We start from the raw sequence: 26,796 nt of genomic DNA on the forward strand, positions 1-26,796 counted from the left end.
GATGACGCAAGCGCTTGCCTCCACCCTGATCGTGATCCCGTGTCTCGATGAGGCGACTCACATCGGTGCGCTGCTCGACCAGCTTTGCCCGGCGGCGGAACGGCTTGACGCGCGGATCGTCGTTGCCGATGGCGGCAGCACCGACGGCACGCTGGCCATTGTCGGCGAGCGCCAGAGGAATGATCCTCGCATCATCCTGCTTCACAACGAAAAGCGCATCCAGAGCGCCGCGATCAACCTGGCGGTGGCCAAATTCGGCGAGGGTGCCCATTATCTGATCCGCATCGACGCGCATGGCGGCTATCCCGACGACTATTGCGACCGACTGGTCGAGGAGGCGTTGGCCACCGGCGCGGATTCGGTCGTGGTGTCGATGCTGACCAGCGGCAGCGGCACCGTGCAGAAGGCGGCGGCGGCGGCGCAGAACTCCAAGCTCGGCACCGGCGGCTCCAAGCATCGCCATATCTCGGCCGGGGAGTGGGTCGACCACGGACACCACGCGCTGATGCGGATATCTGCCTTCCAGGCCGTCGGCGGCTATGACGAGACGTTCAGTCACAATGAGGACGCGGAACTCGACTATCGGCTGAGGCAGGCAGGCTACAGGATCTGGATGAGCGGCAGCACGCAGATGGTCTATTATCCGCGGACCTCGCTGCGCGGCCTCTATGTCCAGTATCTCGGCTATGGCCGCGGCCGCGCCAAGAACGTGCTGAAACATCGTGTGATCCCGAAGGTTAGGCAGATTGTGCCGCTGGCGGTCTTCCCGGTGGTTCTGCTGGCGGCCTTCTCCTTCGTGCACTGGATCGCGGCGCTGCCGCTGATGCTGTGGGTGGCGGTTTGCCTGGGCTACGGCCTGGTGGCGGCCGTCAGCCAGCGCAATGCCGATATCGCGCTTGCCGGAGTCTCGGCGATGGTCATGCATTTCGGCTGGTCCGTGGGCTTCTGGCTGCAGCTTCTCGGCCTCGGCACGCGGCGGAGGGCGGCGTGATGGCGGTTGAGGTCAAGCATCGCAGCATCGACATCGGCGTGTGCACATTCCGGCGGCCGGAACTGGCCGACACGCTGCGCTCGCTCGCCGCCCTTGCCATGCCTGACGGCTTCGAGGTCGGCGTCATCGTCGCCGACAATGACGACACGCCGAGCGCCAAGGACCTGGTGACGGCGCTGTCGCAGGAATTGAAGTTGCCGATCCGCTACCGGCATTGCCCGACCCGTAACATTTCGATCGCCCGCAACGCTTGTCTCGAGGCCAGCGAGGCCGATTTCCTTGCCTTCATCGACGACGATGAGACCGCCACCGCCCACTGGCTCGCCGAACTGGTGGCAACGGCCGAAAAAAGCGGCGCCGCCGCGGTTCTCGGCCCGGTGCGCGCACTCTATCGTCCGGATGCGCCGGACTGGATGCGCCGCGGCGATTTCCATTCCACCTTGCCAGTCCACGTGCACGGCGAAATCCGCACCGGCTACACCTGCAACGTCCTGCTGCGCATGGGATCCGACAGCTTGCGCGGCCGCCGCTTCAGCCTGGCGCGCGGCCAGACCGGCGGCGAGGACACCGAGTTCTTCGACCAGATGCACAAGGCAGGCGGCCGAATCGCCTTTGCGCCGGAGGCATGGGTGGACGAGGCGGTGCCGAGGGCCAGGGCCGCATTCGATTGGCTCAGCCGCCGCCGCTTCCGGGTTGGCCAGACGCACGGCCATCTCCTGGCCCGCGGCGCCAGCGGCATCGCGCGAGCAAAGCAGGCCGGCCTTGCCGCGGCAAAGGCCGCTTTTTGCTTCGCCGCGGCAGTTCCGGTTGCAGCCAGTCCGGTACGCAGGAACCGCAGCGTCTTGCGCGGCATCATGCATGTCGGGGTTGTCAGCGGTCTTGTCGGCGTTCGCGAACTGCGCCTCTATGGCCAGCCTTCACCAGGGGAAGGAGGCAAGCGTGCAGCCTGACGTTTCGTCCGTGCCCGATGTGTCTTTTGTGATCGCCGCCTACAACGCCGAGGCAACCCTTGATAGGGCCGTCGCCAGCGCCATCGCCCAAAAGGGCGTCAGCCTCGAGATCATCGTCGTCGACGACAAGTCGCGTGACGCGACGCTCGATGTGGCGAGGGCCTATCCCGAGCATGTCGTGCGTGTCGTGGCGCTGGAAGAGAACAGGGGGCCCGGAGGGGCCAGGAATGCCGGGCTCGACGCCGCCCGCGGCAGGTGGATAGCGGTTCTCGATGCCGACGACGCCGTCTTTCCCGGACGTGTCGCCGCCATGATCGGCCGCGCCGAAAAGGCGGGCGCCGAGATCGCCGTCGACAATCTCCAGGTCGTCCGTGAGGACGGCGTGGTCGAGGACGCGATGTTCCCGCGCCGGTATCTGGAAGGCCTGTGCGAGATTTCGCTGGCCACCTACATCGCCGGCAACGTCGTCTTCGAATCGAAGTTCAATCTCGGCTATCTCAAGCCGATTTTCCTGCGCCGGTTCCTCGACGAAAACCGGCTCCGCTATGACGAGAAGCTGAGGATCGGCGAGGACTACATCCTGTTCGCCGAAGCCCTGGCCATGGGCGGAAGGTGCGTGGTGGAGCCCGATATCGGCTATGCCTATCATATCCGCGGCGGCTCCATCTCGCGTGTGCTCGAGCCTCATCACGTCGAAGCGATGCGCGTGGCGGATGCCAAATTCGCGCAAACCCACCGAATGGACGAAGCGGCCCAGGCCGCATTCGCCCGGCGCGGCCGCAGCCTGCGCAAGGCGGCGTCGTTCCTGGCGATGGTCCAGCACATCAAGGCGCGGTCCCCGCTCAAGGCGATCCGGACGGCGCTCAGCGACCCGGCGGCGGTCAGGCATATGCGCATGCCGATCGCCGTACGGTTGCGAAGAGTAGCGGCACAGTTTGCCGTGGGGGCGGGGAGGTGAAGATGCAGGCACATGGAGGGATTTTTCGTGGCCTGTGAATGGACTGTAGTCGATCTCCTCAGAAGGAATTTGCGATGAAGAAAATAAGGAAGGCCGTGATACCGGTGGCGGGGCTTGGAACACGGTTCCTGCCGGCGACCAAGTCGATGCCGAAGGAAATGCTTCCTGTCGTCGACAGGCCCGTCGTGCAATATGCGGTGGACGAGGCCTTCGAGGCCGGCATCGAGCACATCGTATTCGTAACCGGCCGCAACAAGGCGGTCATAGAAGACTATTTCGACCTGCATCCGGAATTGATCGGAACCCTGGAGCAAACTGGCAAGAAGACTCAGCTGGAGACGCTCGAAAGCATGCTGCCGGTGGCCGGCGCCACCTCCTTCATCCGCCAGCAGTCGCCGCAAGGTCTCGGCCATGCCGTCTGGTGCGCCCGCGAGGTCATCGGCAATGAGCCCTTTGCCCTGCTTTTGCCTGACATGGTCTCCTTCGGCGGGCGCGGATGCCTGGCCGAGATCACCGACCTCTATGCGCAGACCGGCGGCAATGTCATTGCCGTCGAGCGCTGCGATCCCACCGAGACCAACAAATATGGCATTGTCGGCCGTGGCGCCGACATTGGCGGCGGTTTCGAGGTGACGGCCATGGTCGAAAAGCCGGCGCCGGCCAACGCGCCGTCGAACTTCTACATCAACGGCCGTTATATCCTGCAGCCCGAGATCTTCCAGCTTCTGGGCAACCAGCAGCGCGGCGCCGGCAACGAGATCCAGCTGACTGACGCCATGGTTCGCCTGTCGCAGGAGCAGCCATTCTTTGCCCAGCCTTTCAAGGGGCGCATGTTCGACTGCGGTTCCAAGGAAGGGTTCATCCAGGCCAATATCGCCTTCGCGCTGGCGCGCGACGACATGAAGGGTCCGGTTTTCGAGATGCTCCGGGAGTTCGTCCGGACGCATGAACGCCAGGAAGAAGCCGCATAATGCCCATCTTTCGGGAGTATTGTCGGGTGGCTGACGGCGCAGGGGCCGGCCGGCTCCGAGCTGTCCGGCACCAAGCGTGTGTCGCGCCTGCCAATGCTCCCGATCTCTCCGGAGCCTGCGAGCGAGACAAGCCAGAATTGGACCGAAGATGAATTATGCCAATTTTCCTCTCGACAAGAGGATGCCATTGCCGAGTTCGGACGCAGGAGACGGCGACGACTTCATCGATATCGAGCGGCTGCTTGGCATGGCCGCACGCCAGGCCAAGGTGGTTGGCGTGTGCGCCATCATCGGTCTTTTCCTGGGCATGCTCTATCTGCAGACCACGCCGCCAAAATTCGTGTCGGTCTCCAGCGTGCTGATCGATGAAGGTCTGAACAAGATCGTCGACGACATCTCGGCGGCATCGACGACCATGCAGACCGATTCCGCGATTCTAAGCCAGATCGAGATCCTGACCTCGACGCGGCTTGCCGCCGTGGTCGTCGACAAGCTCAAGCTCGACCAGAACGACACGTTCATGAACCCGCCCCAGTCGGCCCTTGCCCAGGGCGTCGGCTTTGTCCGCGGTCTAATCCAATATGTTCGTCCGAGCAGCCCGGTCATGCCGGGTGTCGGCGACATCTCCAAGCTCGACCCCGCCGCGCGCGATGCGCTGATCGCCGGGTCGAGCCGCGACTACGCCATTCTCAAGCTGCAGAACGAGATCCGGGCGGATCGCGTCGGGCGAAGCTACGTTATCGCGCTTGGCTACCAGGCGACGGATCCGGCATTAGCGAAGGCCATCACCAAGGCCTATGCCGACGCTTATCTCGCCGACCAACTCGACGCCAGCTTCGACGCCACCGAGCGCGCGGCGGTCTGGCTGCAGGGCCGGTTGACGGAACTGCGCGAGAGCTCGCAGCAGGCATCGCTGGCGGTCGAGAAATTCAGGGCCGAACACGGCCTGTCCGCCAACAGCGACGGCCAGCTGATGAGCGACAAGCAGCTCGCCGACCTGAACGCCCAGCTCATCGTGGCGCAGGCCGACACCGCGCGTGCCAGCGCCCGTTACCAGCAATACAAGTCGATCGTCGACAGCGGCTCGGACAACGCTTTCAAGGATGCCGCCATATCCAGCGACCAGCCAAGCAGCTCGGTCATTGCGGCGCTCAAGACCCGCTATCTCACGGTCGCCAAACGGCAGCAGGATGTCGAGGCGAATTTCGGCCCGCAGCATCCGCAGGCGGTGGCGCTCGCCAAGGAGAAGGCCGACATCTCGACGCAGATCTTCGGCGAACTGAAGCAGCTCACCGAAAGCTACCGCAACGAGTATGAGGTGGCGTTGGCGCGCGAGACCGCGCTCAGGGCCAATGTCGCCGCCGCGCAGGGCAAGAGTTCGATCGACAACCAGTCGCAGGTTCAATTGCGTGATCTCGACCAGAAGGCGACGGCACTCTCCACGCTCTACCAGACGTTCCTCGGACGCTACGAGGAAGCCGCGCAGCAGCAATCCTTCCCGGTCGGCAAGATCCGTATCATCTCGGATGCGTCGACGCCGCTTGCCGCCTCGAGCCCGCGCACGGTCATCGTGCTCGGTCTTTCGCTGGTGCTCGGGGTTCTGATGGGCGCCGGCTTTGGCGGCCTCAACGAGTTCAACGAGCGGTTCTTCAGGACCGGCGAGGAGGTCCGCGACCGCGTCGGCCTCAAATTCCTGGGTTACCTGCCGACCATCGGCAGCAAACCGAGCAAGGAAGACAAGCCAGCCGAACCCGATCTCAAGGTCGCCAGATCGCCGGCCGCCATCGAAAGGCGCGCACGGATGCGCGTGAGCGTCGACGCTCCGGCATCGATGTTCTCCGAAACGCTGCGCAGCGCCAAGATCGCCTTCGATGTGGTGATGGAAGGGCAAGGCAGCCGCGTCATCGGCGTGATCTCGGTCCTGCCCGGCGAAGGCAAGTCGACGGTCGCGGCGAATCTCGCCGGGCTGCTCGCCGCCAATGGCTCCAGGACGCTGCTCATCGACGGCGATCTGCGCAATCCAGGCCTTAGCCGCAGCCTCGGCATGGAAGCCGAGCAAGGCTTGATGGAAGCGGTGGTGAGCGGCCAGACCTGGCAGTCCGTCGGCAAGATCGACAGGCAGACCAAGCTGGCGATCATTCCGGCTGTGCTGCGCGGGCATTTCTCGCACACCAGCGAGCTTCTCTCCTCGGCCGGTATGCGTCGTTTCATCGAAAACGCCAAGGAGACCTTCGAATACATCGTCGTCGATCTGCCGCCGCTTGGCCCGGTGGTCGACGCCAAGGCCTTCGCACCGCTGGTTGACGGCTTCGTGCTCGTCACCGAATGGGGCCGCACGCCGCGCGCCATGGTGCGCTCGATGTTGGAATCCGAGCCCTATGTCGCCAACAAGATCGTCGGCGCGGTGCTGAACAAGGTCGATCTGAAGAAGCTCGCCAAATACGGGTCGTTCGGCGCGTCGGAGAAATTCTTCGACAAGTACTCGAGCTATTATCTCGACAAGTCGGAAGTGCGTTCGAAGGCGACGGTCTGAGATAAGGCCGTTGCCCATCATGTCTTGGACCTGCGCAGCGCTTCTCATTCCGAAATAGCACAAAGTTTCGGCACCGTCCGGCCGCGGCTCATGCGGCCGGAGCGGCGCACAGCTCGCGGCTATGCCGCCTCAGCCGGTAACGGAAAAGCGTGTGGTCGAGCAGCAGCCGGATGCGCGGTTCGGCCTCGGTTGCCACCAGCCAGCTTGCCGCGATCATGGTCGCGCCGACCACTACCATCGACAGGAGATAGGGCAGCCCGGCGCGCACCATGGCGCCGAGCATCGCCGCGCCGATGACGTCGTGGATCAGATAGAGCGGATAGGTCATCAGGTCGATCCGGCGCCGGCGCACATCTGAGGTCGAGCGTGAGCGACCACGCCATCAGCGCGATGGCCGCGAGGAAGATCAGGATTGGCGGCGCGTACGGCATCACGGCTCCGACTTTGATGCTGTGGACGTCGACGGAGCTGGCGATCTGCAGCACCCCGCCGAGGAACAGCAGGCAGAAGCCCAGGCAAGCCACCGCGTCTCGGCGAAGGCGGACCAGCCGAGCGGATAATAAAGGCACCAGAACAGCGTGCTGACCATGCCGATGACGATGGCAACCCTTTCCATCAGATGGAAACGGCCAAGCCGCAGCAGGATCCAGACGATGGCGTAGAAGGCGATTTCGATGCCGAGCGTCCAGTATACGCTGTCCACCCAGGGACCATAAGGCGCGAACAGGCCGGTGCGCACGAGTCGGATCACCGCATCGGTCGGCCAGCTCAAACCGATCAGCAGCAACAGCGCCGCGGTGGTCGGGGCACAAATCCAGACCGCCGGCGCCAGTCTTTTGACCCTTGCCTCGAAGAACCGCAGCGGCGTCGAATTCTCGGGCTGAAGGCAATGACGAAACCGCTGATGACGAAGAAGATCTCGACGCCGATAGCCGGACCCAACCCAAGCGCCGATCCCGGGCTGCTCCGGAAGACCGCCGGTCGCTGGCGCCGAGATGCGGTCGGGATAGTCCCACACCCAGAAGCCGTTGTGATAGACCATGACCAGCACGGCGGCGAGAAACCGCAGGATGTCGATACCGCCAAAGGGTATTTTTTGCTGAACCATGCGATCCAATCGAATGGCCCCCCGCAGGATCTGCAAGGCGGAATGTTGCATTGCACAATCTACGATTGCGCCCTGCGGTCATCACAAAGTTCGCCGCGTCGCAACATCGCGGAACGGCAGCTCCAGTCAGGTCCCGGCAGTGCTCCTTACACGCCGATTCCGCGCTCCGTCAGGGCAGCCGTGATCTCGTCGAGGATGGCGGGGTCGTCGATGGTTGCAGGCATCGTCCACGCTTCCTTGTCGGCGATCTTCTGCATGGTGCCGCGCAGGATCTTGCCCGAGCGCGTCTTGGGCAGGCGCTTGATCGTCACCACGGTCTTGAAGGCGGCGACCGGCCCGATGCGCTCGCGCACAAGCGCGACGACCTCCTTCTCGATGGCGCCGCCGTCGCGCGCGACACCGGCGTTCAGCACCACGAAGCCGAGCGGAATCTGGCCCTTCATCGCATCGGCGATGCCGACGACGGCGCATTCGGCGACATCGGGATGGGCGGCCAGCACCTCTTCCATGGCGCCCGTCGACAATCGGTGGCCGGCAACGTTGATGATATCGTCGGTACGGGCCATCACGTAGAGATAGCCGTCTTCGTCGATCATGCCGGCATCGGCCGTCTTGTAGAAGCCGGGGAACTCATCGAGATAGGCCTGGCGGAAGCGGGCATCGGCGTTCCACAGGGTCGGCAGGCAGCCCGCCGGCAGCGGCAGCTTGACCACGACATTGCCGAGCGCGCCGCGCGGCACCTCATGGCCGGCATCGTCGAGCACGCGGATGTCGTAGCCGGGCATCGGTACCCCGGGCGAGCCGTACTTCACCGGCAACAGGCCGAGCCCGGCGGGGTTGATCGTCATCGGCGATCCGGTCTCGGTCTGCCACCAATGATCGACCACCGGCACGTTCAGCTTCTGCTCCGCCCATTTGATGGTTTCGGGGTCGGCGCGTTCGCCGGCGAGGAACAGGGTGCGGAACTTCGACAGATCGTATTTCGGCACGAACTCGCCCTTGGGATCCTGCCCCTTGATGGCGCGGAAGGCGGTCGGCGCGGTGAACAACGCGACCACGCCATGTTCCGCGATGACGCGCCAGTAGGTGCCGGCGTCGGGCGCACCGATCGGCTTGCCTTCGAACAGGATGCTGGTGCAGCCATGCAGCAGCGGGCCGTAGACGATATAGGAATGGCCGACCACCCAGCCGACATCGGACGCCGCCCAGAACACTTCCCCCGGCTTCACGCCGAACTCGTTTTCCATCGTCCATTTCAGCGCGACCATGTGGCCGCCATTGTCCCGCACGATGCCCTTGGGCTGGCCCGTCGTGCCTGACGTGTAGATGATGTAGAGTGGGTCGGTGGCCAGCACCGGCACGCAGTCGACATTGGCGCCGGCTGCCCGCTCACGAGCGACGGCGTCGGCATAGTCGATGTCGAAATGGTCCTTCAAATCGCAGCGCAACTGATCGCGCTGCAGGATCAGGCAGGCGTCCGGCTTGTGGCGGGACATCTCGATCGCCTTGTCGAGCAGCGGCTTGTAGGCGACGACCCGCCCCGGTTCCAGGCCGCAGGAGGCCGAGATGATCAGTTTCGGTTTTGCGTCGTCGATGCGGGTGGCAAGCTCATGCGAGGCAAAGCCGCCGAACACGACCGAATGCACCGCGCCGATGCGGGCGCAGGCGAGCATGGCGATGGCCGCCTCCGCCACCATCGGCATATAGATGATGACGCGGTCGCCCTTGCCGACGCCGCGGTTCTTTAACACCGAGGTCAGCGCCACCACCTCGCGCTTCAGCTCGGCATAGGTGAACTTTTTCACCGTGCCGGTGATGGCGCTGTCGTATATCAGCGCGATCTGGTCGGCCCGCCCGCCGGCGACGTGCCGGTCCAGGGCGTTGTAGCAGGTGTTGCAGGCCGCGCCGGCGAACCAGCGGCCGTAGACGCCGGCGGTGGCATCGAACACCCTGTTCCAGGGCGAATACCAGTCGATGGCGCCGGCCGCGTCGGCCCAGAACCTTTCCGGGTCGCGTTTCCAGCCGTCATAGATCTCGTGATAGCGTGAAGCCATCCGTACCTCCCGGAAACCATTTGTCGTCTTTGCAAACAGCCTATGCTGTTTTTTCCGGCGCTGTCTTCCCTGATTTTCGTTTGAGCCGGTCTTCCTGATCGGGATGCTTGCTGTCAAAACGATCGAGCGGAGGATGTGAGCGCATGCGCCATTGATGGTCGATCGAGACCAGGCTCGAGGAACCGTCCGACCTCCTACAGCCTGTCGGATCCTGTGAACACCGGCCGGCAAGCCGGCGGTGATCGTCGTGCCGGTGCAGCGCTACAGCTAGGATTTTTAAGGGTGCGATCGCCGCTTGATAGCCGTGACCGGACAACCCCGCTGAACACGTCGATTGCCGTCTAACAAGCCGGATTCGTTGGGCGAATGTCGACGGCGCTAGATCGGCAAGGCCACCAGCATGAGACCGACGCCGCCGAAGATCAAAATGGCTGTCGCCAGAGCTTTTCGATGACGTTCGAAAGTCGTCGGAGCCCGCTCCCAATTGTAACGCATACGCTATCTCCCCAAGACCCGGGAGGTTCTTACCTTACCCTAGGGAAGAAAAGCAACGGTCCTGCCCGTCAGCATGCCTGCCTACGAGCCATCGCGGCCGGCCAATAGACAGCGCTCCACCGCCGCGCTATCTCATTTCCGGGTGTTGCATGGCTTTTGGGGTTCGTTATGGAAATTGCCTCTGGAACGGTTCTTCGACTGGCGGACGATGCCTCGGTTCAGCATGTGGGCGACGGCGCGGTGGTGCTTTTGGCGCGTAGCGGCCAGCTCTATACCTGCAACGGCACGACAGAAGCCTTTCTCGACAAGGTGGATGGCGCGCGCAGCCTCGGCCAGATCGTCGGCCTGCTTTGCGAGGAGTTCGAAATCGACAAGGGCACGCTTGACGAGGACATGGCGGCGCTGGCCAGCGATCTGGTCTCGGAGGGCATTCTCGCTGCTCCAGGGCTTGATGGCTGAAGGCACCCATGATGGTGGACGGTCCTCTCCTGCGCGCCTTGTTCCGCTGCCATCTCTGGGCAAGCGCGCGGCTGATGCCAGTTCTCATTGCCAATCGCAGCTTCGAGAAGGTGCTGAAATGGGCGCCGCTCGTCTCGCCGGCGCCCTATCGCGGCCTGCCCGCCCACTACATTGTCGCCCGCGTCAACCGTGCCGTGCGTCATCCCTGGCTGATGCGCGACCGCAGATGCTTGCGGGAAGGCTTGCTCGGCCATCGCTTCCTGCGCCTTGCCGGTTTCGATCCGCAGCTGCGTTTCGGCGTCGATCCGAAGTCGCTGCAAGCGTCGCGGCTGTCGGCGCATTGCTGGGTGTGCCTGGACGGCAAGCCGGTGGTCAGTGACAGCCTTCCCGGCATGGTCGAGATCTATCGTCACCCAGCCACCGCCGCCACGAAGGTGCGCTCCGCTTGACCAGATCTTCAGTATTCTATGACCTCAATGGCCAGATCTTCGGCATATCGGCCGAGCGCCCCGGGCTGTGGCAGGATTTCGACGGGATGCTCGGTATCTTGCGTGTCAAAGGTCCCGTCGAGCCGGATTTTCGTCTCGAGATCACAGAGGCGGACGTTCTGGACGAAGCGCCCAGCGGATCGCTCGTCTTCGAGGGCGACATACCGGAGGACGGCTACTGCCGGATGATCGCGGATGGCGGCACGGTCCATCTCGTCTTTCCCGAACGCCAGACCGTTGTCGTCAAGGACGAGGAGGGTTGGGCCGAACTCCGGGTTCGCCCTGGTGCGAAGGCCGCCTGGACGCCATCGATGCTGGTGTTGGACGCAGCACTCGACGCAGGCGGCCAGCATATGCTGCACACGGCCGGGCTGACGCTGCCGGGCCGCGACGCCGTCGTGCTGGTCCATGCCCCGAGCGGTACCGGCAAGACCACCACATCGCTGGCCTTGGCAACGCAAGGATTCGGCCTGTGCTCCGACGACGCCATGATCCTGAGTCTCGCTTCCACCACGCCTGCCGCCTGGGGTTTGCCGCGCCATGTCAAGATCCATGAGAAGACCGCGCGGATGGTCCCGCTTGTGGCGCCATGCCTCGGTCCGTCATGGGACCGCAATGGCGAACAGGCTGTTTCGCTGGAAAAGTTGAGTGGGATCGTAAAAGTTGAAAGCCCGACCGCCCGTCCGGTCGCAGCACTCCTGCATCTTGCGCGATCCGCCGACGGAGAGACCAGGCTCGCGCCCATGGCCCGGACCGACGCGATGGTGGCGCTGGCGATGGACAATGTCCGCACCGGCGCGACCGGTCTGCTGCCGCTGCAGAAGCGCAGGTTGGCGGCGATCCGCGGACTGGTGTCGTCGGTGCCGACCTTCACCCTGGAAGTAGGCGCGCGTCCGGCCGATGCGGCGGCGCTGATAAGCGCTACGTTGACATCACGGGACTGACGGTTCCCCTCAAGCGGCGTATGGCCTGGCCTTGGCCAGCCGCTGGATCCAGCGAAAGGCATCGCGGCGCAGGCGCGAGCCGATCTTCTCCCGGGAATTGACCCTGAGCAACGTGTTGGTCGTGATCAGCTTCTTGGCCAGCCGGATCGACAGGTCGGGCTTGATTCGCCCGGCGAGTGCCAGCGCATGCGGTTCGTCGAACAGCTGTCCGGTCACGTTGAGCACAATCGCAAGTTCGAGTTCGATGCCGGTCATGCGCGCGGCGTCGAGCAGGCGGGTTTTTGACATCGGGGATTGCAGCGCCCTCACGCCTTGCAGCACGTCGACGCAAAGCTGCAGACGGTGGAATTTGTGGCCGCCGGCGGCATGCACGATGGCGATCGTCAAAAGGGCGGCCGGTGTATCCATGGCATCGCCATCGATGATGCCGAGCTCGCGAAAACCCAGCGACAGGCGTCGCCGCATGCCGGTGTCGTGCACAAGGTCGCCATGCAACTCGACCAGCAGGCTGGAATTCTCCTTTTCCAGCCATTTGAATTCCTGCAGCCGGTACGATTCGGCCTCGTTGCTGCCAAGCTCGAAGCCGCATGCCGAAATCACCCGGTTTGCCCGCGCGAGGTTGGCGGGCTCGACCAGGATGTCGATGTCGGTGAAAGGCCGGTCGGATACATTGCGGTAGAGTTTTCGCGCGAAGACCGGCCCCTTGACGATCCGCGCTGGAATGCCTTCCGCCGCCATTCCCTTCATGATGCGGTCGCCATGGTACTGCAGCAGCATCGACTGGCCGGTGGCGATCGTCGCCGTCTGGCGCAGGTCGTCGAGTTTGTCCCGCAAACCAGTATCCGACGGCAGGTGCGCGTCGCCACGCTCCCCAAGCTTGCGCAGCATGATCGGCAGGACGCCGTGGAATTCGGCATTGTCGAGCAGGGCAGACAGGGCCTTCGCCGATAAATCGTCCCCGACCGCCGCAGCCTCCGGATCGGCGAAGCGCAGCAGCAGTTTTTCTTCAGCTGGAGTAAGAGACGGCAGCATCGATCCGGACAAATCCACCATTATGTGGATTGTCCGGAATGGTCGCAGAAAAGCACGGCTGAAGCCAGCCTTACACGCCCCAGCGCAGCGCGGCGGTGTGGACAGGTGCGTCCCACCATTCCGTCAGTTCGTCGTCGAGCATGCTCAGCGTGATCGAGCAGCCGGCCATGTCGAGCGAGGTGACATAGGTGCCGACCAGCGACCGGGTAACCGTCACGCCATGTTGCTCGAAAACCCGGCGCGCGCTGTTGTAGATCAGATAGAGCTCCATCAGCGGCGTGCCGCCGAAGCCGTTGACGAACAGCAGCGCGGATCCTTTCGCCCTTTCGTCGAGATCGCCCAGGATCGCAGCGCAGATTTCTTCGACAATCGCGTCGGCGCTTTTCAGCCTGTCGCGCCGGCGGCCAGGCTCGCCATGGATGCCGACGCCGAATTCCATCTCGCCATCGCCGATGTCGAAGGTCGGTTTGCCGGCAGCCGGCACGGTGCCGCTGGTCAACGCCACGCCCATCGAGCGGGTGGCGTCGTTGACGCGGTCGCCCAGCGCCTTCAACGCCGGCAACGCCATCCCGTGCTCGGCCGCGGCGCCGACGATCTTTTCCACCACCAGCGTGCCCGCCACGCCGCGCCGCCCGGTCGTGTAAGACGAATTCTCGACGGCGACGTCGTCATTGGTGACGACCTGCAGCACGCCGTCGGACATCTCCGCCGCCATCTCGAAGTTCATCACGTCGCCTTCGTAGTTCTTGACGATGAACAGGCAGCCGGCGCCGGTGTCGACGGCTTGCGCGGCCGCCAGCATCTGATCCGGTGTCGGCGAGGTGAACACCTGGCCGGGACAGGCGGCGTCCAGCATGCCATGGCCGACAAAGCCGCCATGCAGGGGCTCGTGGCCGGAGCCGCCGCCGGAGATCAGCGCCACCTTGCCCGGCTTGAGCATCTTGCGGCGGATGAATTTGTGCTCCTCGCCAAGCATCAGGATGTCGGCATGGGCGGCCGCGAAACCGTCGAGGCTCTCGGTCAGTACCATGTCCACCGAGTTCATGAATTTCTTCACGGCCGTCTCCTCCCGAAATAGCCTGGCATCAAGGGGTCGTTCAGCCGCTCTTGCCGGTGATGCTGGTGACCTTCTGGATGAATTCGTTGATCGCGCGGTCGAGCGCTGCATTCTGCTTGTCGTCGCCGAAATCCGGCACGATGAGCGAAACGTGCCTTGTCTTGCGCGCGCCCGCGGCGACCGAGATCTTCCCGGGATGTGCCTGGTGATAGGCGGCAAGAAACTGGTCCCGCTCGGCCTGGCTGAAATGGCAGACGGAAAAGATGGCCGGCAGATGTTTCGACGGAATGGGAATCGAATAGCTCGGGCTCGAAATCTGCGTGACGAAGCTGCGATGCTTGCCAAGCGCATCGGCGAGCCGCTGGCGCATGCCGGACGGCCGCTGGTCGATAACCTGCGACAGGATCGTCTTGTAGGCGCGGATCGCTTCTTCGGAACCGGGTTCGGGTTTGATGTCGGCCATGCCTGCCGTGCCTAGACCGGAACGTCGGCTATGGCCGCCTTGGCCATGGCGAGTTGCGCCGGCGCCACGGAAAGATCGCGCAGACCGGCTTCCAGCAGAGAGGGAATCGAAGCGGGGTCGCCGCCGGCATCGCCACACAGGCTGACGACAATCCCGGTCTCCCGTCCAAAGGCCGCGACCGAGGCGATCAGCCTCAACACCGCAGGATGGCGGACTGAATTCAGGTGTGCCACGGCGGCATTGTCGCGCGCGGCCGCCATCACATATTGCGTCAGATCGTTGGAACCGATCGACAGGAAGGCGACGCCGGTAAACGCCTCCGGCGCGATGGCCACCGAAGGCACTTCGACCATGATGCCGAGCGGCGGCATTTTTTGCGCGATGCCGCGCGCGGCAAGGGCCGCCCGCTCCTCGGCGAACAAGGCGGCGGCGCTCTCATACTCTGCGGATGTGGCGATCATCGGAAACATGATCTTGAGATTGCCGTGCGGCGCGGCGCGCAGCAATGCCCTGATTTGAATCCGGAATATGTCGGGCCTGGCCAGCGACAGCCTGATGCCGCGCAGGCCAAGGAATGGATTGCCTTCCTCGACGGTGAAGCCCGGCACCGGCTTGTCGCCGCCGGCGTCGACGGTACGGATCGTCACCGGTTTTTCGCCGGCCCATTCCAGCACCTTGCGATAGGCACGATATTGCGTCTCCTCATCCGGCAGCGTCTTGCCGAACAGGAATTCGGTGCGCATCAGGCCGACACCGTCGCAGGTCGCGATGTCGATGGTATCGACATCCCTAGGGTCGGCGATGTTGACCTGTACGCGCACCGCGGTGCCGGTTTTTGTCACGGCCGGCCGCGCCAGAAAAGTCCGTGCCTTACCCTGGCCGGCGATGAAGGAAGAGGACGACTGCCGGAACGAGCCGATCTCGGCCGGCGAGGGTGCCAGGACGATATTGCCGTGCTCCGCGTCGAGCAGTGCCATGTCGGTAACAGCGGTGAGCGGCTCGCGCAGGCCCACGACCATCGGCACGCCACGCGAGCGCGCCAGCATGGCGACATGGCTGGCGGTGCTGCCTGCCTTCAGGGCGATGCCGCCACCATGGCTCCAGTCGGTTTCGAGAAAGCGCGTCGGCGCGATGTCCTCGCCGTAGAGGATGGCGCCAGCCGGTGCCGTAATGCCACCGTCCTCGGTCAGGGCGCGCAGCACCTGGTCCCTGATGTCGCGCAGATCCGTGGCGCGGGCGCGGAAATAATCCTGGTCCGATGCCTCGTAGCCGGCAATCTCGGTATCGAGCGCCTGCCGCCAGGCCGCGTCGGCGGGTGTTCCGGAAGAGATCGATGCGAAGGCCGGCCCGCTCAGCGCGTCGTCTTCCAACATGGCGATGTGGAATTCGAGTATGCCGGCGGCGTCTTTCTCGGCGGTGCCGACCATGTCCACGAGCCGGTTCACCGCCTTGCCGATCGCGGCCTCCAGGGACGTCCTCTCCTCGACGGAGCTTGCCTTGCTAGCGTAAACGCGCGCGGGCCGGCCGAGGTCGAACAGAGGCCCCTCTGCATAGCCGGCCGAGGCAGGAACACCCTCAATGCGCATGGCACGCATTCCCAGCGGGTGAGCGCAGGCGCGGATCGGCCTCAAGCCGAGCGGACATGGCCGGCGTCCTCGTCGAAATTGCGCTGCACCAGTTCGACCAGCGCGTGGATAGCATCACCGGCACCATCGCCGTTGGCCCTGATGTGCAGCACCGTGCCCTTCGGAGCCTTGGCCGCCATCACCTTGACGATGCTTTTTGCATCGAACCATGGGCCGTTGGCGGCGAGTGCAATCTCCACCTCGGCGGCAAAGCTCTTGGCCAGCTTGGTGAACTTGACCGAAGGACGCGCATGCAGGCCCACATCGTGGGTGATCAGGACAGTCGCTTCGGCGATTGCGGACATGTGTTTAAAAATCCCGTTCGCTCATGACGGCGACAATTCGTGCGCCGTCGCCACCACTTCCCGGAGCGAGGCGCCACCGGATGCCTCGGTCGCCGCCATCACCGCGCCCTCGACGATCGGCGCGTTGCAGACGATGATTTTGTGCGCACGCGGCTCGCCGATCAATTCCACCGCCATTTCCGAATTGGTCTCGGCGCCGCCGAGATCGACAAGAACGGCGACGCCGGCGTCCGACCAGGCCTTGTCGATGGCGCCCATGATCGCCTCGACATTGGTGCCGAGCCCGCCATGGCCGTTTCCGCCGCACCACGCAAGCGGCACCTCGTCGCCGACCATTTGGCGTACCATGTCGGCCGTGCCCTGGGCGACCAGCGGCGAATGCGACACGATCACGATCCCGACATTGCTCATGCCTTGCCCCCGATGATTTGCGCCAGCGTGCGCACCAGCAGCGCGGTCGAGCGCGCGCCGGCATCCATATGGCCGATCGAGCGGTCTCCGAGGAACGAGGCGCGACCGCGCAGTGCCTTCATAGGCACCGTCGCCTCGGCCGCGGCGTCGGCGACATCGGCTATTTCAGCCGCCGTCCTTCCCCCGGCCAAGGCGTCATGCACCGGTCGCAGAACATCCAGCATGGTTTTTTGTCCTAGCTGCGACTTGCCGCGCGCTGCCACCGCTTCGATCGCCTTGCCGAAGGCAGCCGTCAGATTGGCGCGGTCGGGTTCCGCCGAAATCTCCTTGCCGAGCGCCATGAACAGCGTGCCGAACAGCGGGCCGGAAGCGCCGCCCACCGTCATCACCAGCTTGGTGCCAATAGCCTTCAAGGCATCCGGCAGCGCCTTCGCGGCGAACACATCGGCCTCGGCCCGTACGGCGTCGAAGCCGCGCTTCATGTTCAGCCCGTGGTCGCCGTCGCCGATCGCCTGGTCGAGCGCGGTCAATTCCTCGGCGTGCGCGGCAATCGCATCCGCGGCGGCCGTGATAAGCCTCGAAAGGTCCAGCGCCGTCATGTCGCCCGAATTCCCAGTTTGCACCTTGCCGGCAGTAGCGAAAGAACGGTCGTTCGACAACTGGTGCATGCGTCAGGCCGCGACAGGCAGTGTGGCGGCGGCCGCGAACACCTCTGCCACGGCATGAGCACCCGGATCGACCACGCCCTGCAATCCGGCACCGACATAGGCGGACCGCCCGGCTTTTGCCTTCTCCATGGCCGCGGTGGCCTCCGCACCGCGCCGGGCTGCTGCCGCCGCGTCGTCAAGGCCCTTGCCGTCGAGCGCCTTCAAGGCCGGCTCGAGCGCATCGATCATGGTGCGATCGCCGGGTTTGGCGCCACCGTAGAAGGTCAGGCGTTCAAGCCCGGCGAGCAGGGCCTTGGGCACACCGGCGCCACCGTCCAAGGCCCGCCCCGCCGCCGTGAAAAAGATCGACAGTAGCACCCCGCTGGAGCCGCCCATCGATGCGCTCAATATGTCGCCCACTGCACCTAAGGTCGCCGCGGGGTCGGCAAGGGGCAGCGTGTCGAGCCGATCAAGAATGCTGCGTGCGCCGGTCGCCACCGTCGAGCCGGTGTCGCCGTCGCCCGCCTTGGCGTCCAGTCCGTTCAATGCCGCTTCGAGCGAAATCAGCTTCTCGCAGACCGTGACGATCAAGCGCTTGGTGCCGGCATCCTGGCTGGCCCTGTGTGAGCTTTGTCCGGCTGCCTTCGCCATCGGTACGACAGCGGGCGCGACGAGCGGCTTGGCCGGCATCCAGGCGGGCGGGCCGACCGGCGCTAGCAAGGCGGCCTCGCGTGCCGCATCGAGCCTGATCAGCGACAGCGAGAACCCGTTCATATTGAGTGCCGTCATCAACGATCCGGGACCGATGGTGAACTTCACTGACATTGCCAGCGGGGAGGCAAGCACCGCATTGGCAACCAGCGACATTTCGAGCGGCGGCACGGAGCCGAGATTGTTGATCAGCAAGGCATGGTCCGCTTTCGCGTCGAGCCGCCCCGCGAGGCGCTCCGCCATGACAGCCACCAACTTGTCGGCGCTCTGTACCGCGATGCGCTCGACGCCGGGCTCACCGTGGATGCCGAGGCCGAGCTCGCCATCGTCTTCGCCAAACCTGTCCTCGTGCGGCTGGCCGGGAATGGAGCAGGACGACAACGATATGCCGAGCGAGATGATGTCTTTTGCCGCCGCGCGCGCGGCCGCCGCGACGGATACCAGGTCCTTGCCGGCTTCCGACAGGTGGCCTGATATCTTGTGCACGAATAATGTGCCGGCAACGCCGCGCGGCTGGGCGATGTCGGGCAGCGCGATGTCGTCGGCGACGATCACCATCTCGACGGCAAAACCTTCGGCGCGCGCCTTCTCGGCAGCGAGGCCGAAATTGAGCCGGTCTCCGGTGTAGTTCTTGACGATCAGCAGGCAACCGGCCGGTCCGGTGACCGCGCGAATGGCCGCCAGCACAGCTTTGACGCTGGGCGAGGCGAATATCTCGCCCGAAACCGCCGCCGTCAGCATGCCCATGCCGACGAAGCCGGCATGCGACGGCTCGTGCCCGGCGCCGCCGCCGGAGACGACGGCAACCTTGGACTTGTCCCAATCCGCGCGCAGCACGACCTTGATCTCGGGATACCCGTCGAGGCGCGCGAGGTCGCCTGAGCCAATGGTGCGCAACAGGCCGTCCAGGGCCTCGGTGACAATCGTTTCCCTGCGGTTGAAAAAGTGCTTCATCGAATTCGTCCCGTATTCGCAATCTTCAATCAGAAGCCGGCGTCCGCCTTGGCGGGCGCCGAAACCGGTCACATCAGTCGTTGTCCGTCGGCGCCGAAATAGAGCGGCGAGCGGTAGCGGATCACCACTTTGTCGCCTTGCGCCAGATCGGTGTCGGGATCGGTCAGGGTCACCAGCTTCTTCTGCCCCACCGTCACATGCAGATGGTTCTGGTCGCCGAGATGCTCGACCCAGTCGACGACGCCATCAGCATGGCCATTCACGGCCTTCTCGATCGCCAGGTGCTCGGTGCGCGCGCCAATCGTCCTGGTGCCGGCCGGCGCGCCGCCATCGGGAAGTAGCCCCGTCGGCAAAAGATTGATGGCCGGCTGGCCGAGCCGTGCTGCGACATGCAGATTTGCCGGTTCCGAATAAATGGTTCGTGGTGAACCGATCTGCACCAGCACGCCGTCGGCGAGGATGCCGATGCGATCGGCCATGGTCATCGCCTCGATCTGGTCGTGCGTGACGTAGAGCATGGTAGCACCGAGCTCGGACTGGATGCGCTTCAATTCGAGTCTGAGATCCGCGCGCAGCTTGGCGTCGAGCGACGACAGCGGCTCGTCCATCAGGTAGATGGAAGGCTTGCGCACCAGCGCGCGGCCGATGGCGACGCGCTGCATTTCGCCGCCCGACAATTTGGTCGAACGGTTGGCAAGCTTGTGATGGATTCGCACCATCTTCGCGACCTCCTCGACCCGGCGGCGGATTTGGTCTTCCGGTATTTTCCGCGCCGGCGAGCGCAGTGGGAAGGCGAGGTTGTCGAACACCGACAGATGCGGATAGAGCGAATATTGCTGGAAGACGAAGGCTGTGTCGCGTTCGGCCGGCGACAGGGTCGTGGCATTGTGGCCGCCGATCTCGATCGTGCCTGCATCCGGCCGTTCCAGCCCTGCAATCAGCCGCAGTGTGGTCGTCTTGCCGGCGCCGGTCGGCCCCAGCAGCACGACGAATTCGCCGTCCGATATATGCAGTTCAAGCCCGCTGACGGCGACATGGTCGCCGAAGCTTTTGGTCACGCCTTTGATGTGCACGTCAGCCATGCTGCGCTCTCCCCTGAGAGGCGGTGTCGTGGATTGCCGTTCTCACCGCGCGCCCGGAGCCTTTTTCGAACAGCGACAGTCGCGCGCTGTTCAGTGTCAGGCCGACATGGTCGCCAGCATTGAGCCGGATTTCGGCCGGCACCCGCGCCTTGATGATGCCGTCCGCCGTTTCCACCGCGACGATCTGGGTGGTGCCGAGGTATTCGGTGCCGTAGATGGCGCCGCGCAGCTTGGATGCATCGTCGAAGCGGATGTGTTCGGGGCGAATGCCGAGCGCCATGTCGGCAGGTGCTACGTCCTCGCGCACCTCAGGCACCGCCACGGTCGCCCCTTGGACGACTACCTCCTTCGCACCTTTTGTAAGTCCACCGCCAAATTTCAAAAAATTCATCGGCGGGGAGCCGATGAAATCGGCCACGAACATGGTAGCGGGGCGGTCGTAGATCTCGCGCGGTGTGCCGAACTGCTCGATGACGCCGTGGTTCATGACGGCGATCTTGTCGGCCATCGACATCGCTTCCATCTGGTCATGTGTGACGTACACGGTCGTCGCGTGGATCCGATTGTGCAACTCGCGCAGTTCATGGACCATTAGGTCACGGAACTCGGTGTCGAGCGTTCCGAGCGGCTCGTCCATCAGAAAGCATTTCGGCCGCCGCACGATGGCGCGGCCAAGCGCGACGCGCTGGCGGTCGCCGCCGGCGAGACCGGATACGGATTTGTTGAGCAGATGGTCGATGCGCAGAAGCTTCGCCGTTTCCTCGACGCGGGTGCGGATCTCGGCCGAGGGCATGCCTTGCGCCAAAAGTGGGAAGCCGATGTTCTTGCGCACGTTCATATGCGGATAGAGCGCGAAGAGCTGGAAGACGAAGGCGATGTCGCGCTCGCGGGCCCTGAGCATGGTGACGTCGTCGCCGCCGAGCAGGATCTGGCCGCCGGTCGGCAGCTCAAGCCCGGCGATCATGCGCAAGGTGGTGGTCTTGCCGCAGCCCGACGGTCCGAGCATGACGAAGAACTCGCCATCCTCGACGACGAAGTTGGAGTCTTGCACGGCGACGAAATCGCCGAAGGCCTTTCTCAGATGTTGGACGCGAATTTCGGCCATGGATTATTCCGGAAACTTCGAGACGATGATGAACATCACCGTGCCGGCAAGCATGGTGATGAAGGAATAGGTATAGAGCGACAGCGCGAAAGGCTGGAACAGCATCAGGAAGCCGATGGCGATAAGCGCCGTGGCAATGTTTTCCATCAGCCCGCGTCTGGCCCAACGGGGCCAGCGCGATTTGCGTTTTGCGGATTGTGTCATGCTCATTTGCGCACCGCGCCGAAGGTGATGCCGCGCAGCAATTGCTTGCGGAGCAGGATGGTGAAGACCAGGATTGGAACCAGGAAGATCGTCGTGCCGGCCGCCACGGCCGGCCAGTCCTGGCCGCCTTCGCCTATGATGGTCGGAATGAAGGGCGGCGCGGTTTGCGCGGTGCCTGACGTCAGCAGCGCGGCGAAGGCGTATTCGTTCCAGGCGAAGATCAGGCAGAAGATCGCGGTGGCGGCAATGCCGGTGGTCGCCTGCGGCAGCACGGTGCGCCAGAAGGCCTGCAGCCGCGTGTAGCCGTCGATCATCGCCGCTTCCTCATATTCGCGCGGAATCTCGTCGATGAAGCCCTTGAGCAGCCACACCGCCAGCGACACGTTGACCGCCGTGTAGAGCAGGATCATGCCGAGCGCGGTGTCCGACAGGCCAAGCTCGCGGTACATCAGGTAGATGGGAATCGCGACAGCGATCGGCGGCATGAAGCGTGTCGACAGGATGAAGAACAGAAGGTCGTCGGCGAGCGGCACCTTGAAGCGCGAGAAGCCGTAGGCCGACAGTGTCCCGAGGAACACGGCGCAGAAGGTCGAGCCGAAGGCGATGATCAGCGAATTGATGAAGCGCGGCAGGAAGTTGGATGGTCCGGCGATCACCATGTTGCGCTTGCGCACAGTCTCGTCGCAGAAGCCCGTCGCCGGTCCGAGCGAGTTGATATATTCAGGCGTCTGTCTGGTGCGCGTCGTGAACAGGTTGCAGTAGCCCTCGATACTCGGCTGGAACACGATCTTGGGCGGATAGGCTATCGAATCCGGCGGCGTCTTGAAGCTGGTGGCGAAGATCCACAAGAGCGGCACGATCGAGATCAGCGCGTAGGCGATGATGATGGCGCCGGCGATGCGCTTCGAATTCGACGAGGGCGCGACGACCGAATGGGCTGTGGTCAGGCTCATCTCTGCTTCACCTTGTTGAGCGCCTTGACGTAGATGTTGGCGAGACCGAACACCGCGACGAACAGGATGATGGCGAAGGCAGAGGAATAGCCGGTGCGCCAGCTCTCGAAGGCCTGCCGTTTCAGCGTGATCGAGGCGACTTCGGTGGTCGAACCCGGCCCGCCGCCGGTGAGCAGGTTGACCATGTCGAACATCTTGAAGTTCTCGATGCCGCGAAACAGCACCGCCAGCATGATGAAGGGCAGCGCCATTGGCAGCGTGATTGACCAGAACTGCCGCCAGTTGGATGCGCGGTCGACCTCGGCCGCCTCATAAATATATTCGGGAATCGAGCGCAGGCCCGCGAGGCAGATCAGCATCACGTAGGGCGTCCACATCCAGGTATCGACGATGATGATCGACCACGGCGCCAGCGAGACGTTGGAAAGCATCTGGATGCTTGTCGGCGGAATGCCCGACACGAACGAGACGACATAGGAAAACAGGCCGATCTGCGGCTCGTAGAGGAAGCGCCAGAAATTGCCGACCACGGCCGGCGACAGCATCATCGGCACCAGGATCAGCGTCGTCCAGAAAGCGTGGCCGCGAAACTTGCGGTCGATCAGCCAGGCCAGCGTGAAGCCGATCAGCGTCTGCAAGAGGATGGTCCAGAACACGAAATGCGCTGTCGTCTGCATGGCGATCCAGATGTCCTGGTCGCCAAGGATGCGCTGGTAATTGGCGAAACCGAGGTTCTTCACCACCTCGTTCGGGCGGTTGGCGCGAAAATTGGTGAAAGACAGGTAGATCGCCCAGAACAGCGGGAAGATGTTGATGGCAAGCAGCAACAGGATCGTCGGCGAGATGAACAGCCAGGCGAGGCCCTTGTCGCTGATGCCCCGGACCTTGCGAGCCAACGGTTCCGGGGTCGCCCGGGCAACGGTGTCCGCGGTCCGATTGAGCATGGTCAGTCCTGCTTCGGTCACTTCGTTCGTCTCTGTCATGGAATTTATCTGAACCGCGTCCCGTGCCAAGGGCGGCACGGGACGCGTGGTCATGGCTCGGGAGGAGCCTTGCGGTTGCCGCGGCTACATCTTGCCGTCGTCCTGGAAGACCTGCGTCCAGTCCTTGACCAGGCCGTCGAGAGCATCCTTGGCCGAACCCTGGCCGGCAACGACATAGTCATGAAAGCGCTTCTGCGAGGCTTGCAGCAGCGGCGCGTAGCTCGGCTCGGCCCAGAAGTCCTTCACGATCGCCATCGAGTCGAGGAAGGTCTGCGCATAAGGCTGGCTGGCCGGGAATTTCGGATCCTTCACCACCGCGTTAAGGCAGGAATAACCGCCGAGCGACCACCACTTGGCCTGCACGTCCTTGTTGGCGAACCACTTGATATATTTCAGCGCCGATTCCTGCTTGCCGGAATAGGAGACCACCGAAATACCCTGGCCGCCGAGCTGGGCGAACTGGGCGCCACCGGGACCCTTTGGATTGACGAAATAGCCGATCTTGTCGCCGCCGACATTCTCGTCCTTCTGCAGGCCCGGCCATGTGAAGGCGAAGTTCATGTGCATCGCCACCTGGCCAGATTTGAAGGCATCGACGCCTTCACCCATGTAGCTGTTCGAGGCGCCCGGAGGGGTGCAGCAATCGTAGAGCGCCTTGTAGAATTCCAGACCTTTGACCGCGTCTGGCGAATTGACGAAGCCTTCCATCTCGTACGGCTTCTTCGGGTTCTCGTACTGGAAGCCGTAGCTGTAGAGCACGTCCATGGCGCCCATGGTGATGCCTTCCGAGCCGCGCTCGGTGTAGATCGAGGCGCCATAGACCGTCTTGCCGTCGACCTGCCGCTTCTGGAAGAATTCGGCGATCTGCTTCAGCTGGTCGAAAGTGGCCGGCGGGCCGAGGTCCCAGCCATACTTCTCCTTGAATTCCTTCTGCAGTTCGGGCTTGGAGAACCAGTCCTTGCGGTAGGTCCAGCCGACGACGTCGCCCATGGCCGGCAGCGCCCAGTAGTTGGGCGTGTTCTTCGGCCATTCCGAATAGCCGACGACGGTCGCCGGCACGAAGTCGTCCATGCTGATCTTCTCCTTGTCGAAGAAGTCGTTCAGCTTGACGTAATGGCCATTCTCGGCGGCACCCCCGATCCACTGGCTGTCGCCGATGATCAGGTCGCAGAGCTTGCCGTGCGAGTTCAATTCGTTGAGGAAACGGTCGGCATAGTTAGTCCACGGCACGAATTCGAATTTCATGCCGATGCCGGTTTCCTTGGTGAAGTCCTTGGACAGTTCAACCAGCGCGTTGGCTGGGTCCCAGGCGGCCCAGCACAGCGTCAGGTCTTCAGCGTGCGCGGCGTTCGAGACGGCTGTCGACGCTGCGATAGCCGAGGTCAGTCCCAACGCCAGTTTCAAGCTCGATTTCATGCCTTCCTCCCATTTGCGAAACACGTCCGGATGACGGTCTCAAGATCCCTCAACCTCTCTCCTCAGAGGCCCAAACATGGCGGCGTGGTCGCATCGCCAATGTTTAGTAATTTGTTTAGTGATGCAATTTTTACTAAACAAGGCAAGCGAATTCGTTGCTGCGCCGCAACATGCTGAAGCCGGTCTCTGAAAATGTTGGGAAAAGCGCCGGGCGTCAGGGGGACGAGCGCGGAATGGGATACATCTGGCCGATCGTCCGCGGGTTCAGTCGACCCGTTTGGTGCTCACCATCACCGTCCGGATCGGCGGCGCCGGCGGCAGCAGCGCGCGGACGTCGCCGAAGGGAAACGTCGGCTCGAACCGGAAAGCTTCGGCCAGCGAACCGTGCGCGCCGTTGCACTGGCCCGAGCGGAAAAGGTTCTGCGTCAGTGCAATCTCGACGAAGCGGTCCGGGTCCTGCGACTGGTGCATGCGGATCGCCTTGGCCTTGATGTCGGCATGGACGGAAATATCGACATAGTGCGTCGGCGAGAATCCGGTTCCGCCCATCGTGTCGGCATGCAGCACCGGAACTCCGAAGGAAGCAGCGATGCGCACGCCGTCCGACAGCGCGCGGTGGTCGGCGTGATAGTCATTGGGCCCGTGCGTGATCGCCAAGTCCGGCCCGATCTCGCTGACCAGCGTTTTCAGCGCATCGATCAGTGCGGCGTCGGCCACAAGCCCGCCATCGGGAAAGTCGAGGAAGCGTGGTGCCGCCCCGAGCAGCGCGGCCGCGGCCATTGCCTCCTCGCGCCGGACACGAGCCAGAACAGCGGGATCGCCCGTGCCGCCCCTGGCACCATCGGTGGCCACGGCAAAAGTGAGTTCCGCGCCTTGCGCGGCATAGGCGGCCATCGTACCGAACATAAAGATCTCGATGTCGTCTGGATGGGCACCGAGCGCCAGTATTTTCAACTCTCTCTCCCCGGAAATGAAAAAACGTGCCGAACGGAATCCTGCTCGCCTATGCAAGCTATTCGGGCAGCGACGCCGTTATCAAGAGCCTGGGCGGCCAATTCACGGTGTTCGAGATCGGCTTCTTCTCGACATTGTTTGCCGGCTGCTTCCTCTTTTTCAGCCGGCCGGCCAACGAGCGCTGGCGTGATTTCTGGCGCGCCAAACGTCCCTGGGCGGTGCAGGCGCGGGCCTGGGCCGGCATCGCGTCGGGCGTGCTCAGCGTCTATGCTTTCACCACCATTCCGCTGGCCGAGACCTATGCGCTCATCTTTCTGGCGCCGCTCTGCGTCACCATTCTGTCCACCGTGATCCTCAAGGAAAAGGTCGGGCCCTGGCGCTGGCTCGCGGTGGTCGCCGGCTTTGCCGGCGTCATGCTGGTTGTCAGGCCGGGCTTTCGCGAGTTGCACCTTGGTCACCTTGCCGCTTTCACTATCGCTTTTCTCGCCGCCACCAACGTCATCCTGATGCGGTCGCTGGCGCAGCAGGAAAAACGCACGACCATGCTCGGCGTGCTGATCGGCTATGGACTGCTGTTCAACGGCATTGGTGCCGCCGCGACCTCCTTCACCGTCCCCGATGGAAAACAGCTGGCATGGCTGGTGATGGCGGGCGCCTTCACCGCCTGTGGACAATTGCTGCAGTTGCTGGCCGCCAAATACGCTCCGGCCAACCGGATTGCGCCGACGCATTATTCGCAGATCGTCTGGGCGGTCATCCTCGGCGCGCTGTTCTTCCGGGAATATCCAGACTGGCTGTCGCTGGTCGGCCTCGCCTCGTCGGCGGATCGGGCCTGCTGACCATGGTGCGAGAGGAGGTGCGGCTGGGCACGGTGCGCTGGAATCCGTTTTCCCGCGCACGGCTCTAAACGAGGCCCTGGTGCGATAAAGTTGCACGGCGCCCG

Annotated in this window: 26 protein-coding genes and 1 pseudogene; 9 read left to right on the plus strand and 18 right to left on the minus strand. The window is 63.7% G+C overall.

The features are described from left to right. The first annotated feature begins 1 nt into the window (after position 1). From ACVWWD_RS10770 to ACVWWD_RS10790, 5 genes are all read left to right on the plus strand, one after another. Positions 2 to 991, plus strand: coding sequence for a glycosyltransferase family 2 protein (locus tag ACVWWD_RS10770; protein ID WP_352551746.1), 990 nt, complete (start codon positions 2 to 4; stop codon positions 989 to 991). Then, positions 991 to 1,941 (plus strand): glycosyltransferase, encoded by a 951-nt coding sequence (locus ACVWWD_RS10775; protein ID WP_352551748.1) that lies wholly within the window; start codon positions 991 to 993, stop codon positions 1,939 to 1,941. Before ACVWWD_RS10770 ends, ACVWWD_RS10775 begins: the two co-directional genes overlap by 1 nt. After that, complete coding sequence (locus ACVWWD_RS10780) at positions 1,931 to 2,899, plus strand: glycosyltransferase family 2 protein (RefSeq protein ID WP_352551750.1); 969 nt, start codon at positions 1,931 to 1,933, stop codon at positions 2,897 to 2,899. Before ACVWWD_RS10775 ends, ACVWWD_RS10780 begins: the two co-directional genes overlap by 11 nt. 74 nt (positions 2,900 to 2,973) lie before the next feature. Next, the gene (locus ACVWWD_RS10785) at positions 2,974 to 3,870 is read left to right on the plus strand and encodes a UTP--glucose-1-phosphate uridylyltransferase (protein ID WP_023772481.1); all 897 of its coding nucleotides are present in this window, start codon (positions 2,974 to 2,976) and stop codon (positions 3,868 to 3,870) included. 148 nt (positions 3,871 to 4,018) lie between these two features. Beyond that, on the plus strand, positions 4,019 to 6,403 hold the full coding sequence (locus ACVWWD_RS10790; protein ID WP_457103060.1) for a polysaccharide biosynthesis tyrosine autokinase: 2,385 nt from the start codon (positions 4,019 to 4,021) through the stop codon (positions 6,401 to 6,403). An 88-nt stretch (positions 6,404 to 6,491) separates the two neighbouring features. On the opposite strand, the gene ACVWWD_RS10795 is transcribed toward ACVWWD_RS10790, so the two are convergent. The 3 genes from ACVWWD_RS10795 to ACVWWD_RS10805 form a co-directional block, all read right to left on the minus strand. Beyond that, positions 6,492 to 6,731, minus strand: coding sequence for a hypothetical protein (locus ACVWWD_RS10795; RefSeq protein WP_352551756.1), 240 nt, complete (start codon positions 6,729 to 6,731; stop codon positions 6,492 to 6,494). 102 nt (positions 6,732 to 6,833) lie between these two features. Then, positions 6,834 to 7,511, minus strand: a complete 678-nt coding sequence (locus ACVWWD_RS10800) for a hypothetical protein (protein ID WP_457103061.1) — start codon at positions 7,509 to 7,511, stop codon at positions 6,834 to 6,836. Positions 7,512 to 7,657: 146 nt separating this feature from the next. Continuing rightward, the gene (locus tag ACVWWD_RS10805) at positions 7,658 to 9,565 is read right to left on the minus strand and encodes a propionyl-CoA synthetase (protein WP_352551760.1); all 1,908 of its coding nucleotides are present in this window, start codon (positions 9,563 to 9,565) and stop codon (positions 7,658 to 7,660) included. A 663-nt stretch (positions 9,566 to 10,228) separates the two neighbouring features. Between ACVWWD_RS10805 and ACVWWD_RS10810 the strand changes: the two genes are divergently transcribed. From ACVWWD_RS10810 to ACVWWD_RS10820, 3 genes are read left to right on the plus strand one after another with little or no spacing between them, the layout of a single operon-like run. Continuing rightward, the gene (locus tag ACVWWD_RS10810) at positions 10,229 to 10,519 is read left to right on the plus strand and encodes a PqqD family protein (protein ID WP_023772489.1); all 291 of its coding nucleotides are present in this window, start codon (positions 10,229 to 10,231) and stop codon (positions 10,517 to 10,519) included. A gap of 11 nt (positions 10,520 to 10,530) precedes the next feature. Beyond that, complete coding sequence (locus tag ACVWWD_RS10815) at positions 10,531 to 10,968, plus strand: lasso peptide biosynthesis B2 protein (protein WP_023772490.1); 438 nt, start codon at positions 10,531 to 10,533, stop codon at positions 10,966 to 10,968. Beyond that, positions 10,965 to 11,951: an HPr kinase gene (locus tag ACVWWD_RS10820; protein WP_023772491.1), complete on the plus strand. Its 987-nt coding sequence runs from the start codon at positions 10,965 to 10,967 to the stop codon at positions 11,949 to 11,951. Before ACVWWD_RS10815 ends, ACVWWD_RS10820 begins: the two co-directional genes overlap by 4 nt. Before the next feature lie 9 nt (positions 11,952 to 11,960). On the opposite strand, the gene ACVWWD_RS10825 is transcribed toward ACVWWD_RS10820, so the two are convergent. The 15 genes from ACVWWD_RS10825 to ACVWWD_RS10895 form a co-directional block, all read right to left on the minus strand. Beyond that, entirely contained in the window at positions 11,961 to 12,983 is a 1,023-nt protein-coding gene (locus ACVWWD_RS10825; protein ID WP_457103062.1) for a nucleotidyltransferase family protein, read from the minus strand. Positions 12,984 to 13,053: 70 nt separating this feature from the next. Then, complete coding sequence (gene dhaK / locus ACVWWD_RS10830) at positions 13,054 to 14,040, minus strand: dihydroxyacetone kinase subunit DhaK (RefSeq protein ID WP_352551763.1); 987 nt, start codon at positions 14,038 to 14,040, stop codon at positions 13,054 to 13,056. A 40-nt stretch (positions 14,041 to 14,080) separates the two neighbouring features. Beyond that, positions 14,081 to 14,503, minus strand: a complete 423-nt coding sequence (locus tag ACVWWD_RS10835; protein WP_015314201.1) for a hypothetical protein — start codon at positions 14,501 to 14,503, stop codon at positions 14,081 to 14,083. A gap of 11 nt (positions 14,504 to 14,514) precedes the next feature. Continuing rightward, positions 14,515 to 16,089, minus strand: coding sequence for a phosphoenolpyruvate--protein phosphotransferase (ptsP, locus tag ACVWWD_RS10840; RefSeq protein ID WP_352551766.1), 1,575 nt, complete (start codon positions 16,087 to 16,089; stop codon positions 14,515 to 14,517). Positions 16,090 to 16,130: 41 nt separating this feature from the next. Next, positions 16,131 to 16,433 (minus strand): HPr family phosphocarrier protein, encoded by a 303-nt coding sequence (locus ACVWWD_RS10845; RefSeq protein ID WP_352551768.1) that lies wholly within the window; start codon positions 16,431 to 16,433, stop codon positions 16,131 to 16,133. 21 nt (positions 16,434 to 16,454) lie between these two features. Then, positions 16,455 to 16,844, minus strand: coding sequence for a dihydroxyacetone kinase phosphoryl donor subunit DhaM (gene dhaM / locus ACVWWD_RS10850; protein ID WP_023772496.1), 390 nt, complete (start codon positions 16,842 to 16,844; stop codon positions 16,455 to 16,457). After that, on the minus strand, positions 16,841 to 17,443 hold the full coding sequence (gene dhaL / locus ACVWWD_RS10855) for a dihydroxyacetone kinase subunit DhaL (protein ID WP_352551772.1): 603 nt from the start codon (positions 17,441 to 17,443) through the stop codon (positions 16,841 to 16,843). Before dhaL ends, dhaM begins: the two co-directional genes overlap by 4 nt. A gap of 72 nt (positions 17,444 to 17,515) precedes the next feature. Then, entirely contained in the window at positions 17,516 to 19,156 is a 1,641-nt protein-coding gene (locus tag ACVWWD_RS10860; RefSeq protein ID WP_352551774.1) for a dihydroxyacetone kinase subunit DhaK, read from the minus strand. Positions 19,157 to 19,224: 68 nt separating this feature from the next. After that, on the minus strand, positions 19,225 to 20,238 hold the full coding sequence (locus tag ACVWWD_RS10865) for an ABC transporter ATP-binding protein (RefSeq protein WP_352551776.1): 1,014 nt from the start codon (positions 20,236 to 20,238) through the stop codon (positions 19,225 to 19,227). Further along, on the minus strand, positions 20,231 to 21,343 hold the full coding sequence (locus tag ACVWWD_RS10870; protein ID WP_015314194.1) for an ABC transporter ATP-binding protein: 1,113 nt from the start codon (positions 21,341 to 21,343) through the stop codon (positions 20,231 to 20,233). The genes ACVWWD_RS10865 and ACVWWD_RS10870 overlap by 8 nt, the downstream gene beginning before the upstream one ends. 3 nt (positions 21,344 to 21,346) lie before the next feature. Continuing rightward, a complete protein-coding gene (locus ACVWWD_RS10875) occupies positions 21,347 to 21,553 on the minus strand; it encodes a hypothetical protein (protein ID WP_023772500.1) in 207 nt (68 codons plus the stop codon). After that, a complete protein-coding gene (locus ACVWWD_RS10880) occupies positions 21,550 to 22,500 on the minus strand; it encodes a carbohydrate ABC transporter permease (protein ID WP_015314192.1) in 951 nt (316 codons plus the stop codon). Before ACVWWD_RS10880 ends, ACVWWD_RS10875 begins: the two co-directional genes overlap by 4 nt. Beyond that, positions 22,497 to 23,444: a carbohydrate ABC transporter permease gene (locus ACVWWD_RS10885; protein ID WP_023772502.1), complete on the minus strand. Its 948-nt coding sequence runs from the start codon at positions 23,442 to 23,444 to the stop codon at positions 22,497 to 22,499. The genes ACVWWD_RS10880 and ACVWWD_RS10885 overlap by 4 nt, the downstream gene beginning before the upstream one ends. Before the next feature lie 123 nt (positions 23,445 to 23,567). Then, positions 23,568 to 24,899 carry an ABC transporter substrate-binding protein gene (locus ACVWWD_RS10890; protein WP_352551779.1) on the minus strand — a complete coding sequence of 444 codons (1,332 nt, stop codon included), beginning with the start codon at positions 24,897 to 24,899 and terminating at the stop codon, positions 23,568 to 23,570. 264 nt (positions 24,900 to 25,163) lie between these two features. Further along, complete coding sequence (locus ACVWWD_RS10895) at positions 25,164 to 25,853, minus strand: PIG-L deacetylase family protein (RefSeq protein WP_023772504.1); 690 nt, start codon at positions 25,851 to 25,853, stop codon at positions 25,164 to 25,166. Between the two features lie 26 nt (positions 25,854 to 25,879). On the opposite strand from ACVWWD_RS10895, the pseudogene ACVWWD_RS10900 reads away from it, so the two are divergent. Further along, positions 25,880 to 26,760 (plus strand): annotated as a pseudogene (locus tag ACVWWD_RS10900) (DMT family transporter). Positions 26,761 to 26,796: the final 36 nt, after the last annotated feature.

It is taken from the genome of Mesorhizobium sp. URHB0026 (assembly GCF_054059755.1).

Excerpts from the sequence above, each read along its gene's own strand:
- ACVWWD_RS10835 (WP_015314201.1), bottom strand. The coding sequence starts at position 14,503 with ATGGCCGACATCAAACCCGAACCCGGTTCCGAAGAAGCGATCCGCGCC.
- ACVWWD_RS10860 (WP_352551774.1), bottom strand. The coding sequence starts at position 19,156 with ATGAAGCACTTTTTCAACCGCAGGGAAACGATTGTCACCGAGGCCCTG.
- ACVWWD_RS10885 (WP_023772502.1), bottom strand. The coding sequence starts at position 23,444 with ATGCTCAATCGGACCGCGGACACCGTTGCCCGGGCGACCCCGGAACCG.
- ACVWWD_RS10800 (WP_457103061.1), bottom strand. The coding sequence starts at position 7,511 with ATGGTTCAGCAAAAAATACCCTTTGGCGGTATCGACATCCTGCGGTTT.
- ACVWWD_RS10795 (WP_352551756.1), bottom strand. The coding sequence starts at position 6,731 with ATGACCTATCCGCTCTATCTGATCCACGACGTCATCGGCGCGGCGATG.
- ACVWWD_RS10790 (WP_457103060.1), top strand. The coding sequence starts at position 4,019 with ATGAATTATGCCAATTTTCCTCTCGACAAGAGGATGCCATTGCCGAGT.
- ACVWWD_RS10870 (WP_015314194.1), bottom strand. The coding sequence starts at position 21,343 with ATGGCCGAAATTCGCGTCCAACATCTGAGAAAGGCCTTCGGCGATTTC.
- ACVWWD_RS10880 (WP_015314192.1), bottom strand. The coding sequence starts at position 22,500 with ATGAGCCTGACCACAGCCCATTCGGTCGTCGCGCCCTCGTCGAATTCG.
- ACVWWD_RS10775 (WP_352551748.1), top strand. The coding sequence starts at position 991 with ATGGCGGTTGAGGTCAAGCATCGCAGCATCGACATCGGCGTGTGCACA.
- ACVWWD_RS10890 (WP_352551779.1), bottom strand. The coding sequence starts at position 24,899 with ATGAAATCGAGCTTGAAACTGGCGTTGGGACTGACCTCGGCTATCGCA.
- dhaL (WP_352551772.1), bottom strand. The coding sequence starts at position 17,443 with ATGACGGCGCTGGACCTTTCGAGGCTTATCACGGCCGCCGCGGATGCG.
- ACVWWD_RS10810 (WP_023772489.1), top strand. The coding sequence starts at position 10,229 with ATGGAAATTGCCTCTGGAACGGTTCTTCGACTGGCGGACGATGCCTCG.
- ACVWWD_RS10865 (WP_352551776.1), bottom strand. The coding sequence starts at position 20,238 with ATGGCTGACGTGCACATCAAAGGCGTGACCAAAAGCTTCGGCGACCAT.
- ACVWWD_RS10845 (WP_352551768.1), bottom strand. The coding sequence starts at position 16,433 with ATGTCCGCAATCGCCGAAGCGACTGTCCTGATCACCCACGATGTGGGC.
- ACVWWD_RS10805 (WP_352551760.1), bottom strand. The coding sequence starts at position 9,565 with ATGGCTTCACGCTATCACGAGATCTATGACGGCTGGAAACGCGACCCG.
- ptsP (WP_352551766.1), bottom strand. The coding sequence starts at position 16,089 with ATGCGCATTGAGGGTGTTCCTGCCTCGGCCGGCTATGCAGAGGGGCCT.
- ACVWWD_RS10875 (WP_023772500.1), bottom strand. The coding sequence starts at position 21,553 with ATGAGCATGACACAATCCGCAAAACGCAAATCGCGCTGGCCCCGTTGG.
- ACVWWD_RS10785 (WP_023772481.1), top strand. The coding sequence starts at position 2,974 with ATGAAGAAAATAAGGAAGGCCGTGATACCGGTGGCGGGGCTTGGAACA.
- ACVWWD_RS10770 (WP_352551746.1), top strand. The coding sequence starts at position 2 with ATGACGCAAGCGCTTGCCTCCACCCTGATCGTGATCCCGTGTCTCGAT.
- ACVWWD_RS10825 (WP_457103062.1), bottom strand. The coding sequence starts at position 12,983 with ATGCTGCCGTCTCTTACTCCAGCTGAAGAAAAACTGCTGCTGCGCTTC.
- dhaM (WP_023772496.1), bottom strand. The coding sequence starts at position 16,844 with ATGAGCAATGTCGGGATCGTGATCGTGTCGCATTCGCCGCTGGTCGCC.
- ACVWWD_RS10815 (WP_023772490.1), top strand. The coding sequence starts at position 10,531 with ATGGTGGACGGTCCTCTCCTGCGCGCCTTGTTCCGCTGCCATCTCTGG.